The organism is Geodermatophilus marinus, assembly GCF_003428645.1.
Taxonomy (GTDB): domain Bacteria; phylum Actinomycetota; class Actinomycetes; order Mycobacteriales; family Geodermatophilaceae; genus Geodermatophilus.
The window spans coordinates 1-24,000 of the sequence record NZ_QVQH01000030.1; the positions used below are offsets into that span (position 1 = coordinate 1).

Genomic DNA, 24,000 nt, shown 5'->3' on the forward strand with positions numbered 1-24,000 from the left:
ATCCAGCGGATGCCCTTCTGCGCGGACCGGTCAAGCCTTAGACAAGCCCGATCGTTCCTCGTCAGAGGGGCATTCGTGCTTTCCGACGCGCAGTCACCCGCCTATTCGACGGTGGATCGAGGCTCAGTTGTCATCGCCCGGTGCAACACCGGCACGGCCCGACCCCATCCCAGGCGTGAGCGCGACCCCGGCGGGTAGGGCCGCACGGACGACGACCGCGAGGAGGTACGCCGATTAGCGAGTCCGAGCACGGGTCGCACGCGCCCGGTGCCGACGAGGAGATCGACGACCCGGGCCGCGACCCGGTGGGCCTGCACCCGCCCCGCGACATCCTCGACGCGCCCGGCGGCACGACCGCCGAGCCCGGGTACACGCCGCAGCGCCCGTCCGAGGCCGAGCGGCGGGCCGGCAGCAAGCCCGACGAGCCGCCGACCGGCAGCGAGAAGGGCGGCCCCTGACCGGGGTCAGCTGCCGAGCCACTCCGCGGTGAGCTCGCCGGCGGCCACCACGACGGCCGGCCCGGTCAGCACCGTGGTCGTGGGCTCCACCCGCACCGACAGCCGGCCACCGGGGACGTCGACCGCGACGGTCCCGGTGGCCGCACCCGCCGCCTCCAGCGCCGTCCACGCCGCGGCGCAGGCGCCGGTCCCGCACGACCGGGTCTCCCCCACCCCGCGCTCGGACACCCGCAGCCGCACGTGCGCCCCCGGGTCGAGCACGGTGACCAGCTCGACGTTGACGCCCTCCGGGAACAGCGCGCCGTCCACGGCGGGCGCGGAGGTCAGGTCCAGCGCGTCGACGTCGACGTCGGTCAGGCAGACCAGGTGCGGGTTGCCCATGGAGACGGCCCGCCCCGGGAAGGCCGTGCCGCCCAGCACCGCCGCCCCCGCCCCGAACGGCCGGGCCGGGCCCATGTCCACCCAGTAGCCGCCGTCGGCGGTGGCACCCACGCGGCGGGGCCCGCCCCGGGTACCCACCCAGACGCCGTCGGCGCAGGCCGCCCGGTCGAGCAGGCCCTCGGTGAGCAGCACGTGCAGGAACAGCCGGATGCCGTTGCCGCACATCTCCGCGTACGAGCCGTCGGCGTTGCGGTGGTCCATGAACCACTCGCAGCGGGCGATCCCCTCCCCCAGCACCGCCGGGGCGTCGGGCACGTGCACGCTTCGGACGACGCGCAGCACGCCGTCGCCACCGAGCCCGGCGCGCCGGTCGCACAGCCGCCGGACCAGCGCGGCGTCCAGCCGCTCCTCGGGCCAGGCGGTGCCGTCGGGGTCGGGGAGGACGACGAAGTCGTTCTCCGTGCCGTGCCCGACCAGCACCCGCGCGCTCACGCCCCCAGCGTACGGGCGTCGAGGACCGCCCCCGCCGCGTCGACGAGGTCCGGGCGGGCGGCGTCCAGCCAGGTGGTGGCCGCGTCCCGGCGGAACCAGGAGCGCTGCCGCCGCACGAACCGGCGGGTCGCCGACACCGTCCGCTCGCGGGCCTCGGCAGCGGTCAGCCGCCGGTCGAGCTGGGCGAGCACCTGCGCGTAGCCGAGGGCGCGGGAGGCGGTCGGCCCCTCGCGCAGCCCGTCGGCGGCCAGCGCCTCCACCTCGGCGACGAACCCGGCGGCCCACATCCGGTCCACCCGCTGCGCCACCCGGGCGTCGAGCTCGGCCGGCTCGCGGTCCAGCCCGAGGACGACGGCCGGGTAGTGCGGGCGCGGCTCGGGCAGCGTGGCCCGGAACGGCCCGCCGGTCAGCTCCACCACCTCCAGGGCGCGCACCACGCGCCGCCCGTTGCCGGGCAGGACGGCGGCGGCGGCCGCGGGGTCCACCGCGGCGAGGCGGGCGTGCATCGCCGCGGACCCCCGCTCCGCCAGCTCGGCCTGCAGCCGGGCCCGCACCGCGGGATCGGTGCCGGGGAGGTCCAGCTCGTCGAGGACCGCGCGGACGTAGAGCCCCGACCCACCCACGAGCAGCGGGACGACGCCCGCGGCGCGCATCCGGTCGATCACCCCGCGGGCCCGCCGCCGGTACTCGGCGACCGACGCCGCGTGGCGGACGTGCCACAGGTCGAGCAGGTGGTGCGGGACGCCGCCGCGCTCGGCGACGTCGGGCTTGGCGGTGCCGATGTCCATCCCGCGGTAGAGCTGCATGGAGTCGGCGTTGACGACCTCCCCGCCGAGCCGCCGCGCCAGGGCCACACCCAGCGCCGTCTTGCCGGTGGCGGTGGGGCCGACGAGCGCGACGACGGGCGGGCCGCCCGGGGGCGGCGTCGGCGTCACCGCGGCACCCAGCTCGCGACCAGGTAGCCGACGCCGAAGGGGGCCTCGTCGGCGAGCAGGCGCGCGGTGACCGGCCGGCCGGCGAGCAGGGCTCCCACCGCCCGCCAGGTGGGGACGCCCGCGGCCAGGAGCCGCTCCCCCTCGGCGGGGTCGAGCGCCGCCAGCGCCGCCGCGTCCCCGCCGGCCAGCGCGGCGGCGACGGCCGCGTCGAACGGGGCGGCGGCGTCGTCGAGGTACCCGGGGGCCTTCGCCGTGCGCCGCGCCGAGCCGTCACCGACCGCGAGGACCGCGGCCGGTCCCGGCAACCCGGTCAGCGCGGCCGCGAGGTCCGCGGGGGCGACGCCGAGACGCGGCCCGCGGTGGCCCACCCCGTCGAGCAGCCACGCGCCCACGGTGAGCGCCAGCGGGGTGCGCCGTCCCCCTGGCCGGGCCGGGCGGCAGAAGGGCACCTCGAGGTCGACCCCGTGCCCGCGCAGGTCCCCGGCGTCCCCGGGCCCGTAGCGACCCCGCCCGCCGACGCCGACCACGACCACGACGGCCGGGCCGGTGGCCAGCAGGTCGCCGAGCGCCTGCGCGCACGCGGCGCGCAGTCCGGCGGTGCCGGCGGCCGCCCGGCCGGCGACCTGCGGCAGCAGCAGGGGCGGGCCGGGGCAGAAGGCGACGGCCACCGGCGCGGCGGCGGCCCGGGCGCCCCGGTCCTCGCCCGGGAGGGAGGTCACCGCAGCAGTCTCCCCGATGCGGCGTGGGACACTCCGGGGCGTGTCGAGCACGGAGAACGTCGGAAGCCCCGCCCCGCAGGACCCCGCGGCCACCGTCGCCGGGTCCGAGGCGGTCGCCCCCGAGGCCGGGACGCCCGCCGCGCCCACCCCCGGCGACGCCGCGCTGGCCGACCCGGCGGCAGCCGCCGGCCAGGAGCCGGCACCCGCGGGGACCGCCGGGGAGGCGCCCGACCCGGCGACACCGCCGGCCGAGGCGGCACCCCCGGCCGAGGCGGCACCCCCGGCCGAGGCGGCACCCCCGGCCGAGGCGGCACCCCCGGCAGCTCCCGCCGAAGCCGCCCCGCCCGCGCCCGAGGCACCCGCGGACCCTGCGCACTGGGGCCGGGTCGACGAGGACGGCACGGTGTACGTGCGCACCGCCGACGGCGAGCGCGCCGTCGGCTCCTGGCAGGCCGGCGACCCGGAGGCCGGCCTGGCGCACTTCGCCCGCCGCTACGACGACCTGGCCACCGAGGTCACGCTGCTGGAGGCGCGGCTGCGGGCGCACACCGGCAACCCCAGCGAGATCAAGGCCAAGGCGCAGACGCTGGCCGACTCCATCCCGGCCGCCGCCGCCGTCGGCGACCTCGACGGCCTGGCCGCCCGGGCCCGGGCCATGGTCGGCACCGCCGACGAGGCCGCCGCCGAGTCGCGCGCGGAGAAGGCCGCGGCCCGGCAGGCCCAGATCGCCCGCAAGGAGGCGCTGGCCGCCGAGGCCGAGCAGATCGCCGCGGAGTCCACCTCCTGGAAGGCGGCCGGCGACCGGCTCAAGGCCATCGTCGAGGAGTGGAAGACCATCCGGGGCATCGACCGCAAGACCGACGAGGCGCTGTGGACCCGGTTCGCCGCGGCCCGCGACGCCTTCGGCCGCCGCCGGGGCGCGCACTTCGCCGCGCTCGACGCGCAGCGCAGCGAGGCCCGGGCGCAGAAGCAGGAGCTCATCGCCGAGGCGCAGCGGCTCTCCGGCTCCACCGACTGGGGGCCCACCTCGGCGGCGATGCGCGGCCTGATGGAGCGCTGGAAGGCCGTGCCGCGCACCGGCCGGGACGGCGACGACGACCTGTGGAAGCAGTTCCGGGCGGCCCAGGACGTCTTCTTCTCCGCGCGCGCCGAGAACGACAAGCACCGCAACGCCGAGCAGCTGGCCAACCAGCAGGCGAAGGAGGAGATCCTCGCCGAGGCCGAGAAGCTCGACCCCAGCTCGGACCTGCGCGGCGCCCAGGCCGTGCTGCGCAAGCTCCAGGAACGCTACGACGCCATCGGGCACGTCCCCCGCGGCGCGATGCGGCAGCTCGAGGACCGCATGCAGGCCGTCGAGCAGCGGGTCCGCGGCGCCGCCGACTCCACCCGCGCCCGGGTGGCCCCGGAGAACCCGATGGTCACCTCGATGCGGCAGGCGGTCGCCAAGGCCGAGGAGCAGCTGGCCAAGGCCGAGGCGGCCGGCGACACCCGGCGCATCGAGGACGCCCGCGCCAACCTGGCCACCCGGCGCGAGTGGCTGGCCGAGGCGGAGAAGACGGCGTCCCGCCGCTGAGCCGGTGACCGCGGTCGTCCTGGTCCACGGCGCCTGGGGCGGGGCCCACGGGTTCCGCTCCGTGCGCCGGTTGCTCGCCGCCGCCGGCCAGGAGGTGACCGCCCCGGCCCTGACCGGCATCGGCGAGCGGGTGCACCTGACCGGCCCCCAGGTCGGCCTGGACACGCACGTCACCGACGTGGTGAACCACGTGCGGTACGAGGACCTGACCGACGTGGTGCTGGTCGGCTTCTCCTACGGCGGGATGGTCGTCACCGGCGCCCTGGACGAGATCGGCGACCGGGTGCGGGCGCTGGTCTACCTCGACGCGTTCGTGCCGGACGACGGCGACTCGGTGTACGGGCTGCTCGGCGTCCCCCCACCGCCGGCCGGCCTCGGCGCACCCTGGCTGGTCGACGGCCCGCGGCGCGTGTACGAGGACCCCGCGGAGGAGGCCTTCTCGGTGCCGCGGCGCACCCCGCAGCCGGTGCGCTGCTTCACCGAGCCGGTGCGCCTCTCCCGGCCCGTGGAGGAGTGGCCGCTGTCGCGCACCTACGTCCGGGCCACCGAGGCCGAACCCGGCGTGCCGCCCAGCCCGGCCTTCGCCGCGGCCGCCGAGCGCGCCCGGACGTCGGCGGCGTGGACCTACCGGGAGCTCGCCGCCACCCACATGCTGCCGCAGAACCGCCCGCGCGAGGTGGCCGACCTGCTGCTCGAGCTCACCGGCTGAGGGCGGGGGCGCCGATCCGCGGCATGCCCAGCAGCACGCCGGGCGTGGTGGGCCGGGTGCCGGCCTCGCTCGCGTCCCCCGCCCGGGTCCGCCGGTGCGAGCGCAGCGGCCCGTCGGCGACCAGGTGGTGCGGCGCGGCCCGGGTGACCACGGTCTCGACGACGTCCCCCGGGCGGACCCCGTCGGTCCCGGTGAAGTGGACCAGCCGGCCGTCGCGCGCCCGGCCCGACATCCGGCCGGTGCGCGCGTCCTTGCTGCCCTCCCCGGCCGCCACGAGCAGCTCGACGGTCCGCCCCACCTGGGTGCGGTTCTCCGCCCAGCCGATGTCGTCCTGCAGCGCGACCAGCCGCTCGTAGCGCTCCTGGACGACCGCCTTGGGCAGCTGCCCGGCCATCTCGGCGGCCGGCGTCCCCGGGCGCTTGGAGTACTGGAAGGTGAAGGCGCCGGAGAACCGGGCGGCGCGCACGACCTCGAGGGTCTGCGCGAAGTCCTCCTCGGTCTCCCCGGGGAAGCCCACGATGATGTCGGTGGTGATCGCGGCGTCCGGCATCGCCGCCCGCACCCGCTCGAGGATGCCGAGGTAGCGGTCCTGCCGGTACCCGCGGCGCATCCGGCGCAGCACGTCGTCCGAGCCGCTCTGCAGCGGCATGTGCAGCTGGTGGCAGACCGCCGGGGTCCCGGCCATCGCCTCGATGACGTCGTCGGTGAACTCGCGCGGGTGCGGGCTGGTGAACCGGACCCGCTCGAGGCCCTCGATCCGGCCGGTGGCGCGCAGGAGGTCGGCGAAGGCGCCCCGGTCCCGGAAGTCCACGCCGTAGGCGTTCACGTTCTGGCCGAGCAGGGTCACCTCGAGCACGCCCTGGTCGACCAGCGCCTGCACCTCGGCGAGGATCTCGCCGGGGCGCCGGTCCTTCTCCTTGCCGCGCAGCGCCGGGACGATGCAGAACGTGCAGGTGTTGTTGCAGCCGACGCTGATCGACACCCAGCCGGAGTAGGCGGAGTCCCGCCGGGCCGGCAGCGTCGACGGGAAGACCTCGAGGGCCTCGGCGATCTCCACCTGGGCCTCGGCGTTGTGCCTGGCCCGCTCCAGCAGCGCCGGCAGGGACCCGACGTTGTGGGTGCCGAAGACGACGTCCACCCACGGCGCGCGCCGGACGATCTCGCCGCGGTCCTTCTGCGCCAGGCAGCCGCCGACGGCGATCTGCATGCCCGGGCGCGCGTCCTTCACCGGGCGCAGGTGGCCGAGGTTGCCGTAGAGCCGGTTGTCGGCGTTCTCCCGGACGGCGCAGGTGTTGAGGACGACGACGTCGGCGTCGTCCCCCTCGGCCGCGGCGGTGTAGCCGGCCGCCTCCAGCAGCCCGGCCAGCCGCTCGGAGTCGTGCACGTTCATCTGGCACCCGTAGGTGCGCACCCGGTAGGTGCGCGCGGGGCGGAGCTCGGTACCCATGTCGTCTGCGAGGGTACGGCTGCCGCCCGCCCGGGTAGGGCGACGCCCGATCGGGCGAGGCCGCTGTCGTGAGCAGCGGCTTCGTTACGTCTTCGTGATCGGCGGGTGCGGTTCTCGTGGCCGCGCCGCCCTACTGTCTCCGGGGTGACCAGCCTCGCGAAGGGCGAGACCCGCGCCGCGGGAGGGCCTCTCGTCCGCCTCACCGGCGTCAACAAGTGGTTCGGCGACCTGCACGTGCTGCAGGACATCGACCTCTCCGTCGAGCGCGGTGAGGTCGTCGTGGTCATCGGGCCGTCCGGGTCCGGCAAGTCCACGCTGTGCCGCGCGATCAACCGGCTGGAGTCCATCCAGCAGGGGGAGATCAGCATCGACGGCGAACGGCTGCCGGAGGAGGGCAAGGCCCTGGCCCGCCTGCGCAGCGACGTGGGCATGGTGTTCCAGAGCTTCAACCTCTTCGCCCACAAGACGATCCTCGAGAACGTCACCCTCGGGCCGACCCGCGTCCGCCGGAAGTCGAAAGCGGACGCCGAGCGGCGGGCCCGGGAGCTGCTGGAGCGGGTCGGGGTGGCGGCGCAGGCCGACAAGTACCCCGCCCAGCTCTCCGGCGGGCAGCAGCAGCGCGTGGCCATCGCCCGGGCGCTGGCCATGGAGCCCAAGGTCATGCTCTTCGACGAGCCGACCTCGGCCCTCGACCCGGAGATGATCAACGAAGTCCTCGACGTCATGACGTCGCTGGCCCGCGAGGGGATGACGATGATCGTCGTCACCCACGAGATGGGCTTCGCCCGCCGGGCGGCCAACCGGGTGGTCTTCATGGACGGCGGCCGGGTCGTCGAGTCCTCCGACCCCGAGAGCTTCTTCACCAACCCGCAGTCCGACCGGGCCAAGGACTTCCTCTCGAAGATCCTGAACCACTGAGCCCACCCGAGAGAGGGGAACCGATGCGCACCACCCGCTACGCCGCCACCCTGGCGGTCGCCGGCCTGGCACTGGCCGCGTGCTCCAGCGAGGCCGGCCAGCAGGCCGAGGACGAGGCGGCCTCCGCGCCCACCGTCGCCGAGGACGTCCAGTTCGAGGAGGGCACCACGATGGCCGAGCTCGCCGAGGCGGGCTCGATCACCGTGGGCACCAAGTACGACCAGCCGGGCTTCGGCCTGCTGAACCCCGACGGCGAGCCCGAGGGCTTCGACGTCGAGATCGCCAAGATCGTCGCCGGCGAGCTCGGCATCGCACCCGAGGACATCGAGTGGACCGAGACGGTGTCGGCCAACCGCGAGCCGTTCATCCAGAACGGCCAGGTCGACATGGTCGTGGCCACCTACACGATCAACGACCAGCGGAAGCAGGTCGTCGACTTCGCCGGGCCGTACTACGTCGCCGGCCAGGACATCATGGTCGCCGCCGGCAACCCGGAGGGCATCCAGGGCCCCGAGGACCTCGCCGGCAAGACCGTGTGCTCGGTCGAGGGTTCCACGCCGGCCCAGAACATCCGGGACAACTACCCGGAGGCCAACCTGGTCACCTACGACGTCTACTCCAAGTGCGCCGACGACCTGTCCAACGGCAACGTGCAGGCGGTGACGACCGACAACGTCATCCTCACCGGCCTGGTCGCGGGCAACCCCGAGGGCTTCGAGCTGGTGGGCAACCCGTTCACCGAGGAGCCCTACGGCATCGGCGTCCCCAAGGGTGACGACGAGTTCCGCTCCTTCATCAACGACGTCCTCGAGGAGGCCTACGAGGACGGCCGCTGGGCCGAGGCCTGGGAGCGCACCGCCGGCGCCATCACCGGCGAGCCCGCCCCCGAGCCGCCGTCGGTCGACCGGTACTGAGTTCCGTGGCGTCGCCGGGCGGGGCCCCTGCCCGGCGACGCCGCACCACCCCTGACCTGGCGAGGGCGCAGTGGACTTCCTCTCCGACAACATCGACCTGCTGTGGGGCGCGTTCCTCACGACGCTGTCCCTGGCGGTCGTCAGCGGCCTGTGCGCCCTCGTGCTGGGCACCGTCCTGGCCGGGATGCGGGTCAGCCCCGTCCCGCCGCTGCGGGGGCTGGCCACCTTCTACGTCGAGGTCTTCCGCAACACCCCGCTGACGGTGGTGTTCTTCTTCCTGGTGTTCGGGATCGTGCAGATCGACCTGCAGTTCCCCAGCCGCTTCGCCGCCGCGGTGGCCGCGCTGTCGCTGTACACCGCCGCGTTCGTCTGCGAGGCGCTGCGCTCGGGGATCAACGCGGTGCCCCCCGGGCAGGCCGAGGCCGCCCGGGCGCTCGGCCTCGACTTCGGGCAGACGCTGCGCACCATCGTGCTCCCGCAGGCCTTCCGCACCGTGGTCCCGCCGCTGGGCAACGTCTGGATCGCGCTGGCGAAGAACACCTCGATCGCGGCCGGCTTCGCCGTCGCCGACCTCACCGCCGCCCTGCAGCGGCTGTCCAACGCCAACGCCGACCGGCTGCTGCTGGTCTTCGCGGCGATCGTGGCCGGCTACCTGGCCATCACGCTGCCCTCGGCGTGGGCCATCCGCGTGATCGAGAAGAGGGTGGCGATCATCCGATGAGCGCGCAGACCGTCCTCTTCGACCTGCCCGGACCGCGGGCCCGCCGGCGGCAGCGGATCGGCACGGTGATCGGCGTGCTGCTGATCCTCGGCCTCGTCGGGCTGGCGCTGTGGCGGCTGGGGGCCAACGGGCAGCTGGACCCCAACCGCTGGGCCATCCTCTTCGACCCGGCCGCCGGGGTGCCGCAGGCGCTGTGGGAGGCGCTGCTCAACACCCTCGCCGTGGCGGCGGTCGGCATGGTGGCCGCGACCGTGCTGGGCGCGCTGCTCGCCGTCGGCCGGCTCTCCGACCACGCCTGGGTGCGGGCCCCGGTGACCCTGGTGATCGAGTTCTTCCGCGCCGTGCCGCTGCTGGTGCTGATCCTGTTCTGCCTGCTCTTCCTGCCGACGGTCGGCGTCTCCATGACGGCCTTCCGCGCGCTGGCCCTCGGCCTGACGCTCTACAACATGGCGGTGCTGGCCGAGATCTTCCGGGCCGGCATCCTGTCGGTGGACCGCGGCCAGCGCGAGGCCGCCTTCGCCCTCGGCATGCGCAAGAGCCAGGTGATGACCCTGGTGCTGCTCCCGCAGGCGGTCCGGCGGATGCTCCCGGTCCTCGTCGCCCAGCTGGTGGTGCTGCTCAAGGACAGCTCGCTGGGTTTCATCGTGGGCTACGTGGAGCTGCTGCGGCAGGCGCGCAGCCTGGTGGAGTTCTTCAACTTCCAGTTCGGCAACATCTACACGTTCCAGCTCTACACGGCCGCCGCGCTCATCTACATCATCGTCAACGTCCTGCTCTCCCAGCTGGCGCGCTGGGTCGAGTCGCGCACCCGCCGCGACACCAGGTCCGCCGCCGGGAAGGGCGAGCTGCCGGCGGAGGTCCAGATGGACGGCGGCGGGGGCATGGTGGCCGAGCCGGGCGGCCGGTAGCACCGCGGGCGTTCCGAGGGGGTACCGCGGGCGCCCGGGGCTGCCGATGAGGGAGCCGTGGACACCGCACTGCGCCCCGTCGTCCCCCCGCTGCCGGCCCTCGTGCGCCGGTCCGACGGGCCGTCCGACGCCGCGCAGGAGTTCGTGACCCGGCTCCGCGCGGCCGGCCCGGACTTCGCCGTGGCCGCCGGCGCCGACACCGCCGTGGTGCGGGAGGTGGTGCCGCCGGCGCGGCACCGCCGGGCCCGCTGCCGGGTGGTGCTGCGCTTCGCCGACGGCGACGAGCGCGACGTGACGCTGCTCGGCCCGGTCAGCCGTCCGACCGCCCGGGGCGAGCGCGCGTTCGACCTGCAGGTGCAGGCCTACCTGGCGCAGTCCCTGGGCTCCGACGGGCCGTGGCTGGTGCCCGACGACGAGGCCGAGGACGGCGTGGCCGTCGACGTGCCCGCGTGGACCGCCCGCGCGGCCGCTGCCGCGCTGCCGGAGGCCACGGCGGGCTGAGCAGGAACCCCGGATGACGCTGCGGCCCGCCCCCGAGGGGGCGGGCCGCAGCGTCATCCGGCGTCCGAACCGGCTCGCCGGGTGCCGGGGACCGTCGCCCGCGGGCTCAGGGGAGGTAGGCGTCGAGGCCGACGCCGCCTTCGGTGATCTCGTCGGAGGGGTCGCCCCCGCCGCGGTCGGCGTCGAGGGCCTCGCGCACCACCCAGCCGGCCAGGCCGCCGCCGTAGCCCCGCCGGGCCAGCATCCCGACCAGCCGCCGTTCGGCGGTGGCCCGATCGACCCGGCGCAGACCGGGTACCCGGCGGGCGACCAGCCGCCGGGCGGCGTCCCACTCGTCCTGGTCCTCGACCTGGCCGAGGGCCTCCTCGGCCACCTCGCCGTCGACGCCCTTGGCGCGCAGCTCGGCCTTGAGTGCCCGGCGGGCCAGGCCGCGCCCGCTCTGGCGGGAGGTGACCCAGGCGCGGGCGAAGGCGGCGTCGTCGATGAGCCCGACCTCGGTGAAGCGGTCGAGCACCCGCTCGGCGGCGTCGTCCGGGACGCCGCGGCTGCCGAGCAGGTCGGCCAGCTGCCGCCGGGTCTTCGGCGCGCCGGTCAGGGCCCGCAGGCAGATCGAGCGGGCGACCTGCTCGGGGTCGCCCGGGTCGTCGCCGGGCTGCACCGGGTCAGCGCCGCCGACGTCACCCGGGCCCTCGGAGGTGTCGCCGTGGCGGTCGGTGCGGTGGTCGCCGCGCCGGGCCGCCCGGCCGGAGCGGGTCGGCGCCGGGCCCGGCCCGTCCGGGTCAGGGGACGAGCCGGGCCCGCGCCGCTGCCGGCGCCCGGGGCCGGCGGGGCCGGAGCCAGCAGTAGCCACCGGGCTCAGAAGTCGGGAGCATCGGTCGGCGCCGGCGCGTCGACCTGCGGGCCGATGCCCAGCTTCTCCTTGACCTTCTTCTCGATCTCGTCGGCGAGGTCGGGGTTGTCGCGCAGGAAGCTGCGGACGTTCTCCTTGCCCTGGCCGAGCTGGTCGCCCTCGTACGTGTACCAGGCGCCGGACTTGCGGATGAAGCCCTGCTCGACGCCGGCGTCGATGAGACCGCCCTCGCGGCTGAAGCCCTGCCCCCAGAGCAGGTCGAGCTCGGCCTGCTTGAACGGGGCGGCGACCTTGTTCTTGACGACCTTCACGCGGACCCGGCTGCCGACCGCCTCGGTGCCCTGCTTGAGGGTCTCGATGCGCCGGACGTCGAGCCGCACGGAGGAGTAGAACTTCAGCGCGCGGCCACCGGTGGTGACCTCCGGGGAGCCGTAGACGACGCCCACCTTCTCGCGCAGCTGGTTGATGAAGATGGCCGTGGTGCCCGAGCTGTTGAGCGCACCGGTGATCTTGCGCAGCGCCTGGCTCATCAGCCGGGCCTGCAGGCCGACGTGGCTGTCGCCCATCTCGCCCTCGATCTCGGCGCGCGGCACGAGCGCGGCGACCGAGTCGATGACGATGATGTCGAGCGCGCCGGAGCGGATCAGCATGTCGGCGATCTCGAGCGCCTGCTCACCGGTGTCGGGCTGGCTGACCAGCAGCGCGTCGGTGTCGACGCCGATCGACCGGGCGTACTCCGGGTCCAGGGCGTGCTCGGCGTCGATGAACGCCGCGATGCCGCCGGCGGCCTGGGCGTTGGCCACCGCGTGCAGGGCGACCGTCGTCTTGCCGGAGGCCTCGGGGCCGTACACCTCGATGACGCGACCGCGCGGGAGCCCGCCGATGCCGAGGGCGATGTCCAGGGCGATGGAACCGGTCGGGATGACCTTGATCGCCTGCGCGGGGTTGTCGCCCAGCCGCATCACCGAGCCCTTGCCGAACTGCTTGTCGATCTGGGCCAGGGCCATGTCGAGGGCCTTGTCGCGGTCGAGCGTTGCTGCCATGGGGCTCACCTTCGGAAGTTGCGTGGAGCGGTCGGGTCCGACGCTAGGGCGGAGGTCCGACAGTTCCGGGGATCCGGCGGCCCTGTGGAGAGCCGACCCGCCTGTGGACGCGAGGATAGGCCGAACACACGTTCGATGCGAGCGACACGCGGGCGGTGCGGCCGGTGCTCAGTCCAGCCCGTGCCGGTGGGCGAAGACCGCGGCCTGGGTCCGGTCCCGCAGCCCCAGCTTCCCCAGGATCCGGGCGACGTGGGTCTTCACCGTCAGCTCCGACAGCACCAGGTCCCCGGCGATCTCCGCGTTGGACCGGCCCTGCGCGACGGAGCGGAGCACCTCCCGCTCGCGGTCGGTGAGCGAGGTCACGCGCGGGTCGGGGGGCGCACCGTCCGGCAGCCGGTGCGCCACGGTCTCCAGCAGCCGGCGGGTGACCCGCGGCGAGACGACCGCGTCGCCCCGGGCCACCGCCCGCACGGCGGCGAGCAGCGCCGCGGGCTCGCTGTTCTTGAGCAGGAAACCGCTGGCGCCCGCCCGCAGCGCGGCGAAGGCGTGGTCGTCCCGGTCGAACGTGGTCAGCACGAGCACGCGCGCGGGCAGCCCTTCGGCGACGATGCGGCGGGTCGCCGCCACGCCGTCCACCCCGGGCATCCGGACGTCCATCAGCACGACGTCGGGGCGCAGCCGGCGGGCCAGCTCCACCGCCCGCTCGCCGTCCCCCGCCTCCCCCACCACCTCCAGGTCCTCCTGGGCGCCGAGGACCATCGACAGGCCCAGCCGGACCAGGGGTTCGTCGTCCACGAGCAGCACCGTGGTGCTCACGCCGCACCCACGGGTGCCCGCCCGGCGTGTGCCCGCGCCGCTGCGAGGGGCAGCGTCGCGGTCACCAGCCACCCGCCACCGGGGCGGGGACCGGCCGCCACGGCGCCGCCGAAGGCGCCGAGGCGCTCGCGCATCCCCACCAGCCCGTGCCCCGGCACCGGGGCGCCCGCCGTGCTCCGGCCGTCGTCGCCGACCTCCACCGTGAGGGCGTCCCCGCCCCACGCGAGGTGCACCTCGACCCGCCCGGCGCCCTCGGCGTGCCGCAGCGTGTTGGTGAGGGCCTCCTGGACCAGCCGGTACACGGCCAGCTGCGCGCCGGCGGCGAGGGGCACCGGCGCCCCCGTGACCGTCAGCGTGGCCGGCAGCCCCGCCGCCCGCACCTGCTCCACGAGACCGCCGAGCCCGGCCAGCCCGGGGGCGGGAGCGAGGCCGCCGGCCGGGTCGGGGTCCTCGTCGTCGGCCCGCAGGACGCCGACCAGCCGGTGCATCTCGCCGAGCGCCTGGCGCCCCGTGGCCGCGATCTGCGCCACCGCCCGGCGGGCCTGCTCCGTCCCCGGGGCGAACCCGGCGCCGTCTGCCAGCGCGGTCATGACGGACACGTCGTGGGCGAGGACGTCGTGCAGGTCCCGGGCGATGCGGGCACGCTCCTCCGCCACCGCGATGCGGGCCAGCTGGTCGCGCTCCCGCTCGGCCCGGGCCGCCCGGTCCTCGAGCGCCTCCAGGTAGGCCCGGCGGGTGCGCCGGTCGCGCCCGACCACCGCGGCCGTGACCGTCACCGTCACGAACGGCACCAGGGCCTCGACGCCCGGCCGGCCGGCCGCCGCGCCCACGGCCACGACCAGCGGCGGGAGCGCGCAGATCCCGAGCGCCAGCGCGACCCGCCGGGGCCCGCACCGGTCGGCCACCGCGGCCAGCAGCCACCAGACGACCACGCCGGCCGGCAGCAGGCCCCGCAGCGCGAACCCGTTCAGGGCCCACCACCCCAGCACGACCGCGGCCGCGGCGAGGAACGCCGCGAACGGTGCCCGCCGGCGGGCGAGCGCCGGGGCCCAGGCCAGCGCCGAGACGGCGACGTCGGCCGGCGTCGGGCCGCCGAGGCGGGTCAGCGGGCCGAGGCTCAGGACGAAGCCCGCGAGCACCGGCCCACCGGTCCGCAGCACCGCCCGCACGGGAGGGATCCTGCCCCCCGTGCGGCCCCGGTGGGACCTCACGCGTCCCGGCGCCGCACCACGACCACCGCCACCGCGAGCAGGAGGACGACGTAGCCGCACAGGACCGCGAACCCCGTCCAGGGCGCGAACTCGTCAGGCCCGGGGAGCACCTCCGTCACGCCGGCACCGGCCTGACCGGGCAGCCAGCGCACGACGTCCGGACCCCAGCTCGACGGCAGCAGCCCCCCGAGGACCGGGAGGAGGAACACCACACCGAACAGCGTGCCCACCGCGCCGGCCGTGGAGCGCAGCAGCCAGCCGAGGGCGGCTCCCATCAGGCCGATCGCGGTCACGTACAGGGCCGTGCCGACGGTCGCCCGCAGGACACCGGCATCGCCGAGGGAGACGCCCCGGTCGCCGAGTGCGGCCTGCCCGGCCAGCAGCGCGGCCAGCGAGGCGGGCAGGAGGACGGCGAGCGACACGGCCGCCGTCACCGCGGTCCGGGCCAGCACCACCGGCCAGCGGGCGGGGACGGCCGCGAAGAGGACGCGCAGCGCGCCGCTGGTGTGCTCACCGGTGACCAGGAGGACCCCGAGGACGCCGACCGCGAGCGCGGCCGGCCGGTACCCGCCGAGGCTGAGGGCGACCGGGTCGGAGCCGTCCAGCCCCGGCGGCCCGCCCTGCCCGCCCGGCCCACCGCTGCCGGCCGTCGCGCTGAACAGCAGGCCGAACAGGACCATCGCCGCGGCCGCCCCGCCGAGCACCCACCAGGTCGTCCGGAGCGAGCGGACCGCCAGCCACTGGCCGGTGAGCAGGCCCGTGGCCCCGCCGCCGGCCAGGCGCCCGGGGGTCCGGGTCACCGTCAGGGCGCTCACGCCGCCACCTCCGCCGGGCCGGTCCGGTACTCGCGGTCCTCGCGGGTCAGGTCCATGAACGCCGTCTCGAGCGTGGGGGCGACGGGGCTCAGCTCGTGCAGCGTGATCCCGGCCCGGGCGGCGCGGTCGCCGATCGCGGCGGCGTCGAGCCCGGCCACCTCCACCAGCCCGCGCTCCGGCGAGGTCAGCGTGACGCCGTTCCCGGCGAGCAGGGAGGCCAGCCGGTCGGCCTGCGGGCTGCGCACCCGCACCGACCCGCCGCCGGCGCGGCGCAGGAACGACCCGGTGGGCTCGTCGGCGACGAGCCGGCCGCGGCCGAGGACGACGAGGTGGTCGGCCGTGACCGCCACCTCGCTCATGAGGTGGGAGGACACCAGCACCGTCCGACCCTCGGCGGCCAGCGCGCGGGCGAGGGTGCGGATCCAGAGGACGCCGTCGGGGTCCAGCCCGTTGACCGGCTCGTCCAGGACCACCGTGGCCGGGTCGCCGAGCAGGGCGGTGGCGACGCCGAGCCGCTGGCCCATCCCGAGCGAGAAGCCCCCGACGCGCCGGTCGGCCACCGACGACAGCCCGGCGAGGTCGAGGGCCTCGTCGACCCGCCGGCGCGGCAGCCCCGCGGTGGCGGCGAGGACCCGCAGGTGGTCCCGCGCGGTGCGGCCGGGGTGCGCGGCCCGGGCCTCGAGGAGCGCGCCGACCTCGCGCAGCGGGACGGGGAGGTCGGCGTAGCGCCGGCCGTTGACCCGGACGCTGCCGGACGTCGGCCGGTCGAGGCCCACGACCACGCGCATGGTGGTGGACTTCCCGGCCCCGTTGGGGCCCAGGAAGCCGGTCACGCGGCCGGGGAGGACGGTGACGGTCAGGTCGTCGACGGCGGTGCGCTCGCCGTAGCGCTTGGTGAGGGAACGGATCTCGATCACGCCGACGATGCTGGCGGCGCCGACCCGGTCCCCGCGTCCGCCGCCCGGACGGACCTCGCGCGCCCCGGGCTACTCCCTCCGGAGTACCCGGGCGGCAGCGCCGCCCCGGTCGTCCCGGCGTGGTCAGCGCTCCGTGCGGGGGACGTCGAAGGCCTCGCACACCGCCAGCCACACCTTCCGCACCGGCAGCCCTGCCTCGAGCGCGTCGACGGCGGTGCGCCCGCCGAGGGACGCGAAGACCTGGTCGCGGGCGACGCTCTGGGCGCGCACCGGCCCGAACTGGTCGTCGAGGCGGGCCCAGAACTCCTGCAGACGCACGCCGCGACGCTAGCGCGCCCGCGCCACCGCCGTCGGGGCTCCTACGCTGGGAGGCGTGTTCCCCGGTACCGGCTCGGCCACGTGGGACCTGGTCCTGGAGATCGGCATCGCGGTCGTGCTGCTGATCACCCTGGTGCTGCTCTGGCGGAACTACCGGGGCCGCTGAGCCGCCGCCGGCGTCCGCGCCCAGACGACGAGCAGCGGCACGACCAGCACCGCCGACACCGACGCCACCAGCCCGTAGCCGCCGAGGGCCAGCAGCGGACCGCCGACCACCCCGGCCAGCGCCGCGCCCAGCCCCATGAGCAGGTCCGTGCCGCCCTGCGCCGTCGGGCGCTGGCCCTCCCCCACCGCCTCGGTGACCAGCGTGGAGCCGGCGATCAGGCCGCAGGACCAGCCGAGCCCGAGCAGCAGCAGCCCCGCGCCGAGCTGCCAGGCCGCCCCGGGGGCGGCGGTCCCGGCCAGCGCGGCGGCGGCCAGGAGCAGGACGGCGGCGAGGGCCACGGTCGCGCGGCGGCCGGCCCGGTCGGCGAGCAGGCCGACGAGCGGCGAGAACAGGTACATCCCGGCCACGTGCACGCTGATGACCAGGCCGATCACCCGCAGCGTCGTCCCCTCGTCGCCGCCGGCGTGCCCCATGTGCACCGGGGTCATGACCATCACGCCGACCATGACCGCGTGCGAGACCACGACCGCGGTCAGCCCGAGCCGGCCACCGGGGTCGGCCCACACCGCGCGGAGCGCGGTGGTCGTCGCCCGGCGCGGGCGGGCGGGGGCCGTAGCGCCGTCCCCGCGCAGCCGGCGGGCCAGCAGCAGCGGGTCCGGCCGCAGCCCGGCGAGCAGCCCCAGGGCCACGACGGCGAACACGGCCACCGCGACGACGAAGGCGCCGCCCAGCGGTGGCAGGCCGAGCGCGTCGCCGAGGTCGGCGCCCGGGCCGGCCAGGTTGGGCCCGAGCACGGAGCCCACCGTGGTGGCCCAGACGACCAGGGACAGCGCCCGGCCGCGGTGGGCGGGCTCGGCCAGGTCGGCGGCCGCGTAGCGGGCCTGCAGCCCGCAGGCGGTCGCGGCGCCGAAGGCGAAGAGCCCGACGAGCAGCAGCACCAGCGACGAGAGGACCGCCGCGACGACGGTGAGCAGGGACCCGGCGACGGCGACCGCGTAGCCGGCCGCCAGCCCCGCCCGCCGGCCGGCCCGGTCGCTGATCCGGGCCAGCGGGACGGCGAGGACGGCGGCCCCCAGCACCCCGGCGGTCTGGCCGAGCCCGGCGGCGGTGTCGGTGCCGGCGACGTCGCGGGCGAGCAGGCCGCCGACGGTGATACCGACGGTCACGCCCAGCCCGCCGAGGGCGACGCCGCCGCCGAGGACGCCGACGGTGCGGCGCTGGACCCGGGCGACGTCCGGCGCGGTCGTGGTGCTCACGGGGACCTCACAGCCCCATCGAGCGGCCGATGATCTCCCGCATGATCTCGTTGGTGCCGCCGTAGATGGGCTGGATGCGGGCGTCGCGCCAGGCCTTGGAGACCGGGTACTCGTCCATGTAGCCGTAGCCGCCGTGCAGCTGCAGGCAGCGGTCGGCGACCTTGTTCTGCAGCTCGGTGGTCCAGTACTTCGCCATCGCCGCGTCCACGGGGGTCAGGTCGCCGGCGTCGAGCTGCCGGATGCACTCGTCGACGAAGGTGCGCGCGACGGTGACCTCGGTCTGCAGCTCGGCGAGGACGAACCGGCTGTTCTGGAAGCTGCCCACCGGCCGCCCGAAGGCGGTGCGGGAGGTGACGTACTCGACGGTCTGCGCCAGCACCGTCTCGGCCGCCGCCACCGCGCTGACGGCGATCGACAGCCGCTCCTGCGGCAGGTTCTCCATCAGGTGGGCGAAGCCGCGGTTCTCGGTGCCCAGCAGGTTCTCGGCCGGGACCCGGACGTCGTCGAAGAACAGCTCGGCGGTGTCCTGGGCCTTGAGGCCCACCTTGGCGAGGTTGCGGCCGCGGGTGAAGCCCGGGGTGCCCCGCTCCACCACGAGCAGGCTGGTGCCCTTCGCGCCCGGGGCGTCGGGGTCGGTGCGGGCGACGACGACGACGAGGTCGGCGTTGATGCCGTTGGTGATGAAGGTCTTGGTGCCGTTGAGCACCCAGCCCTCGCCGTCCCGGCGGGCCGTCGTCCGGATGCCCTGCAGGTCGCTGCCGGCGGCCGGCTCGGTCATCGCGATGGCGGTGATCAGCTCTCCGCTGCAGAACCGCGGCAGCCAGCGCCGTTTCTGCTCCTCGGTGCCGAGGTCGCGCAGGTAGGGGCCGACGACGTCGTTGTGCAGGGAGAACCCCACGCCGGTGGCGCCCACCCGCATGAGCTCCTCGTCGACCACCGCGAGGTAGCGGAAGTCGCGCACCCCGCCGCCGCCGAAGCGCTCCTCCTGGTCCGTGCCCAGCAGCCCCTGCGCGCCGGCGGAGGTCCACACGTCGCGGGGCACGATGCCGTCGGCCTCCCACCGGTCGTGGAAGGGGACGACGGTCTTCTCCGCCCACGCCCGGACCGTGGCCCGGAAGTCCTCGTGCTCGGCCTCGTACAGCGATCGGCGCATACCCGGGAGTGTGCCGCAGGGCACCGGCTCCCCGGGACCCGTCCGCCGGACGGGGGGACCGTGGCGCGGCGGAACGTCGTACCCCGGGGCGACACTGGCAGCGTGCCGACCCGCCCGAGCCCGCTGGAGCGCTTCTCCGAGCCCACCCGCGCGTGGTTCACCGGCGCGTTCGCCGAGCCGACGGCCGCGCAGGAGGGCGCCTGGCGGGCGATCAGCAGCGGCGGGCACGCGCTGGTGGTCGCGCCCACCGGCTCGGGGAAGACGCTGGCGGCGTTCCTGTGGTCGCTCGACCGGCTGGCGTCGTCCCCACCGCCGGCCGACGAGCAGGCGCGCTGCCGCGTCCTCTACGTGTCCCCCCTCAAGGCGCTGGCCGTCGACGTCGAGCGCAACCTGCGGGCCCCGCTGGCCGGCATCGGCCAGGCCGCCCTGCGGCTCGGGCTGGAGCGGCCCGGCATCCGGGTCGCGATCCGCTCCGGCGACACCCCGGCCGACGAGCGCCGCGCCTTCACCCGCCGGCCCAGCGACATCCTCATCACCACGCCCGAGTCGCTGTTCCTCATGCTGACCAGCTCGGCCCGCGAGGCGCTGCGCGGCGTCGAGACGGTGATCGTCGACGAGGTGCACGCCGTCGCCGACACCAAGCGCGGCGCCCACCTGGCGGTCTCCCTCGACCGGCTCGACGAGCTGCTGGAGCGGCCGGCCCAGCGGATCGGCCTGTCGGCGACGGTGCGCCCGGTCGAGGAGGTGGCCGCCTTCCTGGCCGGGGGCCGCCCGGTCGAGGTCGTGGCCCCCGGGTCGGCCAAGGAGTGGGACCTCACGGTCGTCGTCCCGGTCGAGGACATGAGCACGCTCGGCCAGCCCACCGGCGAGCTGGAGGGCTCGGCGGCCGGCGCGCAGCCGCGGACCTCGATCTGGCCGGCGGTCGAGGAGCGGGTGCTGGACCTGGTGCAGGCCGCCCGCAGCACCATCGTGTTCGCCAACTCCCGCCGGCTGGCCGAGCGGCTGACCAGCCGGCTCAACGAGCTGGCCTACGAGCGGGCCACCGGCGAGACCGTCCCGCCCGGCACCAACGCCGCCGCCCTCATGGCCCAGGCCGGCTCCGGCGGCGGGGTGCCCGAGGGGGTGGCGCCGGTGGCCGCCGCCCACCACGGCTCGGTGTCCCGCGAGCAGCGGGCGGTGGTCGAGGAGGCGCTGAAGTCCGGCCGGCTGCCGGCGGTGGTGGCCACGTCCTCCCTCGAGCTCGGCATCGACATGGGCGCGGTCGACCTCGTGGTCCAGGTCGAGGCCCCGCCGACGGTCGCCTCGGGGCTGCAGCGGGTCGGCCGCGCCGGCCACCAGGTCGGGGCGGTCAGCCGCGGGGTGCTCTTCCCGAAGTACCGCGGCGACCTGGTGCAGTGCGCGCTGGTCGCCGAGCGGATGCGCGCCGGGGCCATCGAGTCGGTCCGCTACCTGCGCAACCCGCTCGACGTGCTGGCCCAGCAGGTGGTGGCGATCGTCAGCGAGCGGCCGCGCACCGTCGACGAGGTGGGCGCCCTCGTGCGCCGCTCGGCACCGTTCGCCGCGCTGCCCGAGTCCGCGCTGCACGCGGTCCTGGACATGCTGGCCGGCCGCTACCCCTCCGACGCCTTCGCCGAGCTGCGGCCCCGGCTGACCTGGGACCGCGTCACCGACACCCTGACCGCCCGCGGCGGCGCGCAGCGCCTGGCGGTCACCAGCGGCGGCACGATCCCCGACCGCGGTCTGTTCGGCGTCTTCCTCGTCGGCGGCGAGGGGGCCGGCGGGCGGCGGGTCGGCGAGCTCGACGAGGAGATGGTCTACGAGTCCCGGGTCGGCGACGTCTTCCTGCTCGGCTCCTCCTCGTGGCGGATCGAGGAGATCACCCACGACCGGGTGCTGGTCTCCCCCGCCCCCGGACAGCCCGGGAAGATGCCGTTCTGGCACGGCGACGCCCCCGGGCGCCCGCTGGAGCTGGGCCGCGCGCTGGGTGCCTTCCTCCGCGAGGTGGGCGCGGCGACGCCCGAGGCCGGGCTGGAGCGGGCCCGGGCGGCGGGCCTGGACGAGTGGGGCGCGGCCAACCTGCTCGCCTACCTGGCCGAGCAGAAGCAGGCCACCGGGCACCTGCCCGACGACCGCACACTGCTGGTCGAGCGGTTCCGCGACGAGCTCGGTGACTGGCGGCTGGTCGTGCACTCGCCCTTCGGGGCGCAGGTCAACGCCCCGTGGGCGCTGGTGCTGGCCGCGCGGCTGCGGGAGCGCTACGGCGTGGACGTGGCCTCCATGCACTCCGACGACGGCATCGTCCTGCGGCTGCCCGACACGACCGGCGAGCCGCCGGAGGCCGACCTCGCCGTCCTCGACCCGGACGACGTCGAGCGGGAGGTGACCGCGGAGGTCGGCAACTCGGCGCTGTTCGCCAGCCGGTTCCGCGAGTGCGCCGCGCGCGCCCTGCTGCTGCCCCGCCGCGACCCGCGCCGCCGCACCCCGCTGTGGCAGCAGCGGCAGCGGGCCGCCCAGCTGCTGTCGGTGGCCGCCGAGTTCCCCGGCTTCCCCATCACGCTGGAGGCCGCCCGCGAGGTGCTGCAGGACGTCTACGACGTGCCCGGGCTGGTCGAGCTGATGCGCGACGTGCGGGCCCGCCGGGTGCGGGTCGCCGACGTCCAGACCCAGACCGCCTCGCCGTTCGCCCAGTCGCTGCTGTTCGGCTACGTCGGCCAGTTCCTCTATGAGGGCGACGCCCCGCTGGCCGAGCGGCGGGCGCAGGCCCTCGCGCTGGACTCCGGCCTGCTCGCCGAGCTGCTCGGCCGCTCGGAGCTGCGGGAGCTGCTCGACGCCGACGCGATGGCCGAGATCGAGCGGGAGCTGCAGCGGCTGCCCGCCGAGCGCCACCCCCGCGACGTCGACGGCGCCGCGGACCTCCTGCGCGTGCTCGGCGACCTCACGCCCGCCGAGGCGGCCGCGCGGGGGGTGCCGCGGGAGTGGCTCGACGAGCTGGTCGCCGCCCGACGGGCGCTGCAGGTGCGCATCGCCGGCGAGGAGCGCTTCGTCGCGATCGAGGACGCCGGCCGGCTGCGCGACGCCCTCGGCACGGCGCTGCCGGTCGGCGTGCCCGAGGTCTTCACCGAGCCGGTCGCCGACCCCCTCGGGGACGTCGTGGGCCGCTACGCCCGCACCCACGGCCCCTTCCTCCCCAGCGAGGTCGCGCGGCGGCTGGGTCTCGGGGTCGCCGTGGTCACCGCCACCCTGCAGCGGCTCACCGGCACCGGCCGGCTGGTCACCGGGGAGTTCCGGCCCGGCGGCACCGGCCAGGAGTGGTGCGACGCCGAGGTGCTGCGGTCGGTCCGCCGGCGCAGCCTGGCCCGGCTGCGCCAGGAGGTGGAGCCGGTGCCGGTCGACGCGCTGGCCCGGTTCACGCCGTCCTGGCAGTCGGTCGGCAGCCGGCTGCGCGGTCCGGACGGCGTGCTGGCGGTCGTGGAGCAGCTCGCCGGCGCCCTCGTCCCGGCCAGCGCCCTGGAGACCCTCGTGCTGCCGTCGCGGGTGCGCGACTACGCGCCGGCGATGCTCGACGAGCTGACCAGCGCCGGGGAGGTACTGTGGTGCGGCGCCGGGGGGCTGCCCGGCGGGGACGGCTGGGTGAGCCTGGTGCCCGCCGACCTCGCCCCGCTGCTGCTGCCGGACGCCCTGGAGGTGCCCGAGGCCGGCGGCCCGGTGCTCGACGTCCTGGCCGGCGGGCAGGCGCTGTTCTTCCGCGGGCTCTCGGACCTGCTCGGCTCGACCGACGACGCGGCGCTGGCCGACCTGGTCTGGGACCTCGTGTGGGCCGGGCGGCTCACCAACGACACCCTGGCCCCGCTGCGGACCCGGCTCTCGGGCGGCGGCACGCACCGCAGCCGGCCCGCCGCGCCGCGGGCCCGGCTCGACCGCACCCGGTACGGCCGGGCGCGGCCGGGCCGGCCGGCCATGCCCACGCGCACCGGGCCGCCCACGGTGGCCGGGCGCTGGTCGCGGCTGCCCGACCGCGAGACCGAGCCGACCCGCCGCGCCACCGCCCGCGCGGAGGCGCTGCTGGAGCGGCACGGCGTGCTGACCCGCGGCGCGGTCACCGCCGAGCAGGTGCCCGGCGGCTTCTCCGCGGTGTACCCGGTGCTGCGGGCCTTCGAGGACAACGGCCGGGCCCGCCGCGGGTACTTCGTCGAGACGCTCGGCGCCGCCCAGTTCGGCACCCCCGGGTCGGTGGACCGGCTGCGCGGCTTCGCCTCGCCCGACCGCCCGCCGCAGGGAGCCGTGGTGCTGGCCGCCACGGACCCGGCCAACGTCTACGGGGCGGCGCTGCCGTGGCCCGAGCGCGGGGGCGCGGCCGGGGGGGAGGGCGCCGCGCAGGTCGCCGTGGACGCCGCGGTGGACGTCGGTGAGGGCGGCGTGCAGCGGGCCGGCGGCGAGCGGCGCGGCGGCAACGGGCACCGGGCCGGGCGCAAGGCCGGGTCGCTGGTCGTCCTGGTCGCCGGCGAGCTGGTGCTCTACGTCGAGCGGGGCGGCAAGAGCCTGCTGTCCTGGACCGAGGAGGAGACCGTGCTCAAGGAGGCGGCCACGGCGCTCTCCGGCGCGGTCGCCGCCGGCGCGCTGGGCCGGATGGTGGTGCAGAAGGCCGACGGCGCCTCGGTGCACGAGTCGACGCCGCTGTCGGCCGCGCTCCAGGCGGCCGGGTTCGCCGCCACCCCGCGGGGGCTCCGGCTGCGCGGCTGACCTCGTCGCCGGGACCGTGCCCGTGCCGGCACCGGCTCC

General features: G+C 76.5%; 22 protein-coding genes. 9 read left to right on the forward strand and 13 right to left on the reverse strand.

Annotation, left to right across the window (positions count from 1 at the left end):
• Positions 1-305 precede the first annotated feature (305 nt).
• Positions 306-458: a hypothetical protein gene (locus tag D0Z06_RS25535; protein WP_158580056.1), complete on the forward strand. Its 153-nt coding sequence runs from the start codon at positions 306-308 to the stop codon at positions 456-458.
• 6 nt (positions 459-464) lie between these two features.
• Here the strand turns inward: D0Z06_RS25535 and dapF are convergent, their stop codons facing one another.
• From dapF to D0Z06_RS21850, 3 genes are read right to left on the reverse strand one after another with little or no spacing between them, the layout of a single operon-like run.
• On the reverse strand, positions 465-1,331 hold the full coding sequence (dapF, locus tag D0Z06_RS21840) for a diaminopimelate epimerase (RefSeq protein ID WP_233517881.1): 867 nt from the start codon (positions 1,329-1,331) through the stop codon (positions 465-467).
• Entirely contained in the window at positions 1,328-2,266 is a 939-nt protein-coding gene (gene miaA, locus D0Z06_RS21845) for a tRNA (adenosine(37)-N6)-dimethylallyltransferase MiaA (protein ID WP_199522470.1), read from the reverse strand. The genes dapF and miaA overlap by 4 nt, the downstream gene beginning before the upstream one ends.
• Complete coding sequence (locus D0Z06_RS21850; RefSeq protein ID WP_117379657.1) at positions 2,263-2,985, reverse strand: class III extradiol ring-cleavage dioxygenase family protein; 723 nt, start codon at positions 2,983-2,985, stop codon at positions 2,263-2,265. The genes miaA and D0Z06_RS21850 overlap by 4 nt, the downstream gene beginning before the upstream one ends.
• Before the next feature lie 40 nt (positions 2,986-3,025).
• On the opposite strand from D0Z06_RS21850, the gene D0Z06_RS26990 reads away from it, so the two are divergent.
• Both D0Z06_RS26990 and D0Z06_RS21860 read left to right on the forward strand, forming a co-directional pair.
• Complete coding sequence (locus D0Z06_RS26990; protein WP_117379698.1) at positions 3,026-4,558, forward strand: DUF349 domain-containing protein; 1,533 nt, start codon at positions 3,026-3,028, stop codon at positions 4,556-4,558.
• 4 nt (positions 4,559-4,562) lie between these two features.
• Complete coding sequence (locus D0Z06_RS21860) at positions 4,563-5,267, forward strand: alpha/beta fold hydrolase (protein WP_117379658.1); 705 nt, start codon at positions 4,563-4,565, stop codon at positions 5,265-5,267.
• Here D0Z06_RS21860 and miaB read toward each other — a convergent pair.
• The gene (miaB, locus tag D0Z06_RS21865; protein WP_117379659.1) at positions 5,257-6,714 is read right to left on the reverse strand and encodes a tRNA (N6-isopentenyl adenosine(37)-C2)-methylthiotransferase MiaB; all 1,458 of its coding nucleotides are present in this window, start codon (positions 6,712-6,714) and stop codon (positions 5,257-5,259) included. The two genes, D0Z06_RS21860 and miaB, sit on opposite strands and share 11 nt — an antisense overlap.
• 144 nt (positions 6,715-6,858) lie before the next feature.
• Here miaB and D0Z06_RS21870 point away from each other — a divergent pair, with 144 nt between their 5' ends.
• The 5 genes from D0Z06_RS21870 to D0Z06_RS21890 all read left to right on the forward strand — a co-directional run bounded on the left by D0Z06_RS21870 (position 6,859) and on the right by D0Z06_RS21890 (position 10,676).
• Positions 6,859-7,632, forward strand: a complete 774-nt coding sequence (locus D0Z06_RS21870) for an amino acid ABC transporter ATP-binding protein (protein ID WP_117379660.1) — start codon at positions 6,859-6,861, stop codon at positions 7,630-7,632.
• A 23-nt stretch (positions 7,633-7,655) separates the two neighbouring features.
• Positions 7,656-8,546 carry a glutamate ABC transporter substrate-binding protein gene (locus D0Z06_RS21875; protein WP_117379661.1) on the forward strand — a complete coding sequence of 297 codons (891 nt, stop codon included), beginning with the start codon at positions 7,656-7,658 and terminating at the stop codon, positions 8,544-8,546.
• 70 nt (positions 8,547-8,616) lie between these two features.
• Positions 8,617-9,267 (forward strand): amino acid ABC transporter permease, encoded by a 651-nt coding sequence (locus tag D0Z06_RS21880; protein ID WP_117379662.1) that lies wholly within the window; start codon positions 8,617-8,619, stop codon positions 9,265-9,267.
• A complete protein-coding gene (locus tag D0Z06_RS21885) occupies positions 9,264-10,175 on the forward strand; it encodes an amino acid ABC transporter permease (protein WP_117379663.1) in 912 nt (303 codons plus the stop codon). Before D0Z06_RS21880 ends, D0Z06_RS21885 begins: the two co-directional genes overlap by 4 nt.
• Positions 10,176-10,232: 57 nt before the next feature.
• The gene (locus D0Z06_RS21890; protein ID WP_117379664.1) at positions 10,233-10,676 is read left to right on the forward strand and encodes a hypothetical protein; all 444 of its coding nucleotides are present in this window, start codon (positions 10,233-10,235) and stop codon (positions 10,674-10,676) included.
• Between the two features lie 106 nt (positions 10,677-10,782).
• Here the strand turns inward: D0Z06_RS21890 and D0Z06_RS21895 are convergent, their stop codons facing one another.
• The 9 genes from D0Z06_RS21895 to D0Z06_RS21935 form a co-directional block, all read right to left on the reverse strand.
• On the reverse strand, positions 10,783-11,334 hold the full coding sequence (locus D0Z06_RS21895; RefSeq protein WP_233517882.1) for a regulatory protein RecX: 552 nt from the start codon (positions 11,332-11,334) through the stop codon (positions 10,783-10,785).
• A 197-nt stretch (positions 11,335-11,531) separates the two neighbouring features.
• On the reverse strand, positions 11,532-12,569 hold the full coding sequence (recA, locus tag D0Z06_RS21900) for a recombinase RecA (RefSeq protein ID WP_117379666.1): 1,038 nt from the start codon (positions 12,567-12,569) through the stop codon (positions 11,532-11,534).
• Between the two features lie 168 nt (positions 12,570-12,737).
• Positions 12,738-13,385, reverse strand: coding sequence for a response regulator (locus D0Z06_RS21905; RefSeq protein ID WP_117379667.1), 648 nt, complete (start codon positions 13,383-13,385; stop codon positions 12,738-12,740).
• On the reverse strand, positions 13,382-14,554 hold the full coding sequence (locus D0Z06_RS21910; protein WP_117379668.1) for a sensor histidine kinase: 1,173 nt from the start codon (positions 14,552-14,554) through the stop codon (positions 13,382-13,384). The genes D0Z06_RS21905 and D0Z06_RS21910 overlap by 4 nt, the downstream gene beginning before the upstream one ends.
• Before the next feature lie 38 nt (positions 14,555-14,592).
• Entirely contained in the window at positions 14,593-15,411 is an 819-nt protein-coding gene (locus D0Z06_RS21915) for an ABC transporter permease subunit (protein WP_199522471.1), read from the reverse strand.
• A complete protein-coding gene (locus D0Z06_RS21920; protein ID WP_117379669.1) occupies positions 15,408-16,328 on the reverse strand; it encodes an ATP-binding cassette domain-containing protein in 921 nt (306 codons plus the stop codon). The genes D0Z06_RS21915 and D0Z06_RS21920 overlap by 4 nt, the downstream gene beginning before the upstream one ends.
• Positions 16,329-16,451: 123 nt before the next feature.
• A complete protein-coding gene (locus D0Z06_RS21925; protein ID WP_117379670.1) occupies positions 16,452-16,646 on the reverse strand; it encodes a DUF3046 domain-containing protein in 195 nt (64 codons plus the stop codon).
• Positions 16,647-16,796: 150 nt separating this feature from the next.
• Positions 16,797-18,068 (reverse strand): MFS transporter, encoded by a 1,272-nt coding sequence (locus tag D0Z06_RS21930; RefSeq protein WP_117379671.1) that lies wholly within the window; start codon positions 18,066-18,068, stop codon positions 16,797-16,799.
• 7 nt (positions 18,069-18,075) lie between these two features.
• Positions 18,076-19,221 (reverse strand): acyl-CoA dehydrogenase family protein, encoded by a 1,146-nt coding sequence (locus D0Z06_RS21935; protein WP_117379672.1) that lies wholly within the window; start codon positions 19,219-19,221, stop codon positions 18,076-18,078.
• Positions 19,222-19,323: 102 nt separating this feature from the next.
• On the opposite strand from D0Z06_RS21935, the gene D0Z06_RS21940 reads away from it, so the two are divergent.
• Positions 19,324-23,961 (forward strand): ATP-dependent helicase, encoded by a 4,638-nt coding sequence (locus D0Z06_RS21940; protein WP_117379673.1) that lies wholly within the window; start codon positions 19,324-19,326, stop codon positions 23,959-23,961.
• The last annotated feature ends 39 nt before the right edge of the window (positions 23,962-24,000 follow it).

Bases quoted from the DNA above. Each gene is read 5' to 3' on its own strand.
- miaB (WP_117379659.1), bottom strand. From the start codon at position 6,714: ATGGGTACCGAGCTCCGCCCCGCGCGCACCTACCGGGTGCGCACCTAC.
- D0Z06_RS21875 (WP_117379661.1), top strand. From the start codon at position 7,656: ATGCGCACCACCCGCTACGCCGCCACCCTGGCGGTCGCCGGCCTGGCA.
- D0Z06_RS21885 (WP_117379663.1), top strand. From the start codon at position 9,264: ATGAGCGCGCAGACCGTCCTCTTCGACCTGCCCGGACCGCGGGCCCGC.
- recA (WP_117379666.1), bottom strand. From the start codon at position 12,569: ATGGCAGCAACGCTCGACCGCGACAAGGCCCTCGACATGGCCCTGGCC.
- D0Z06_RS21935 (WP_117379672.1), bottom strand. From the start codon at position 19,221: ATGCGCCGATCGCTGTACGAGGCCGAGCACGAGGACTTCCGGGCCACG.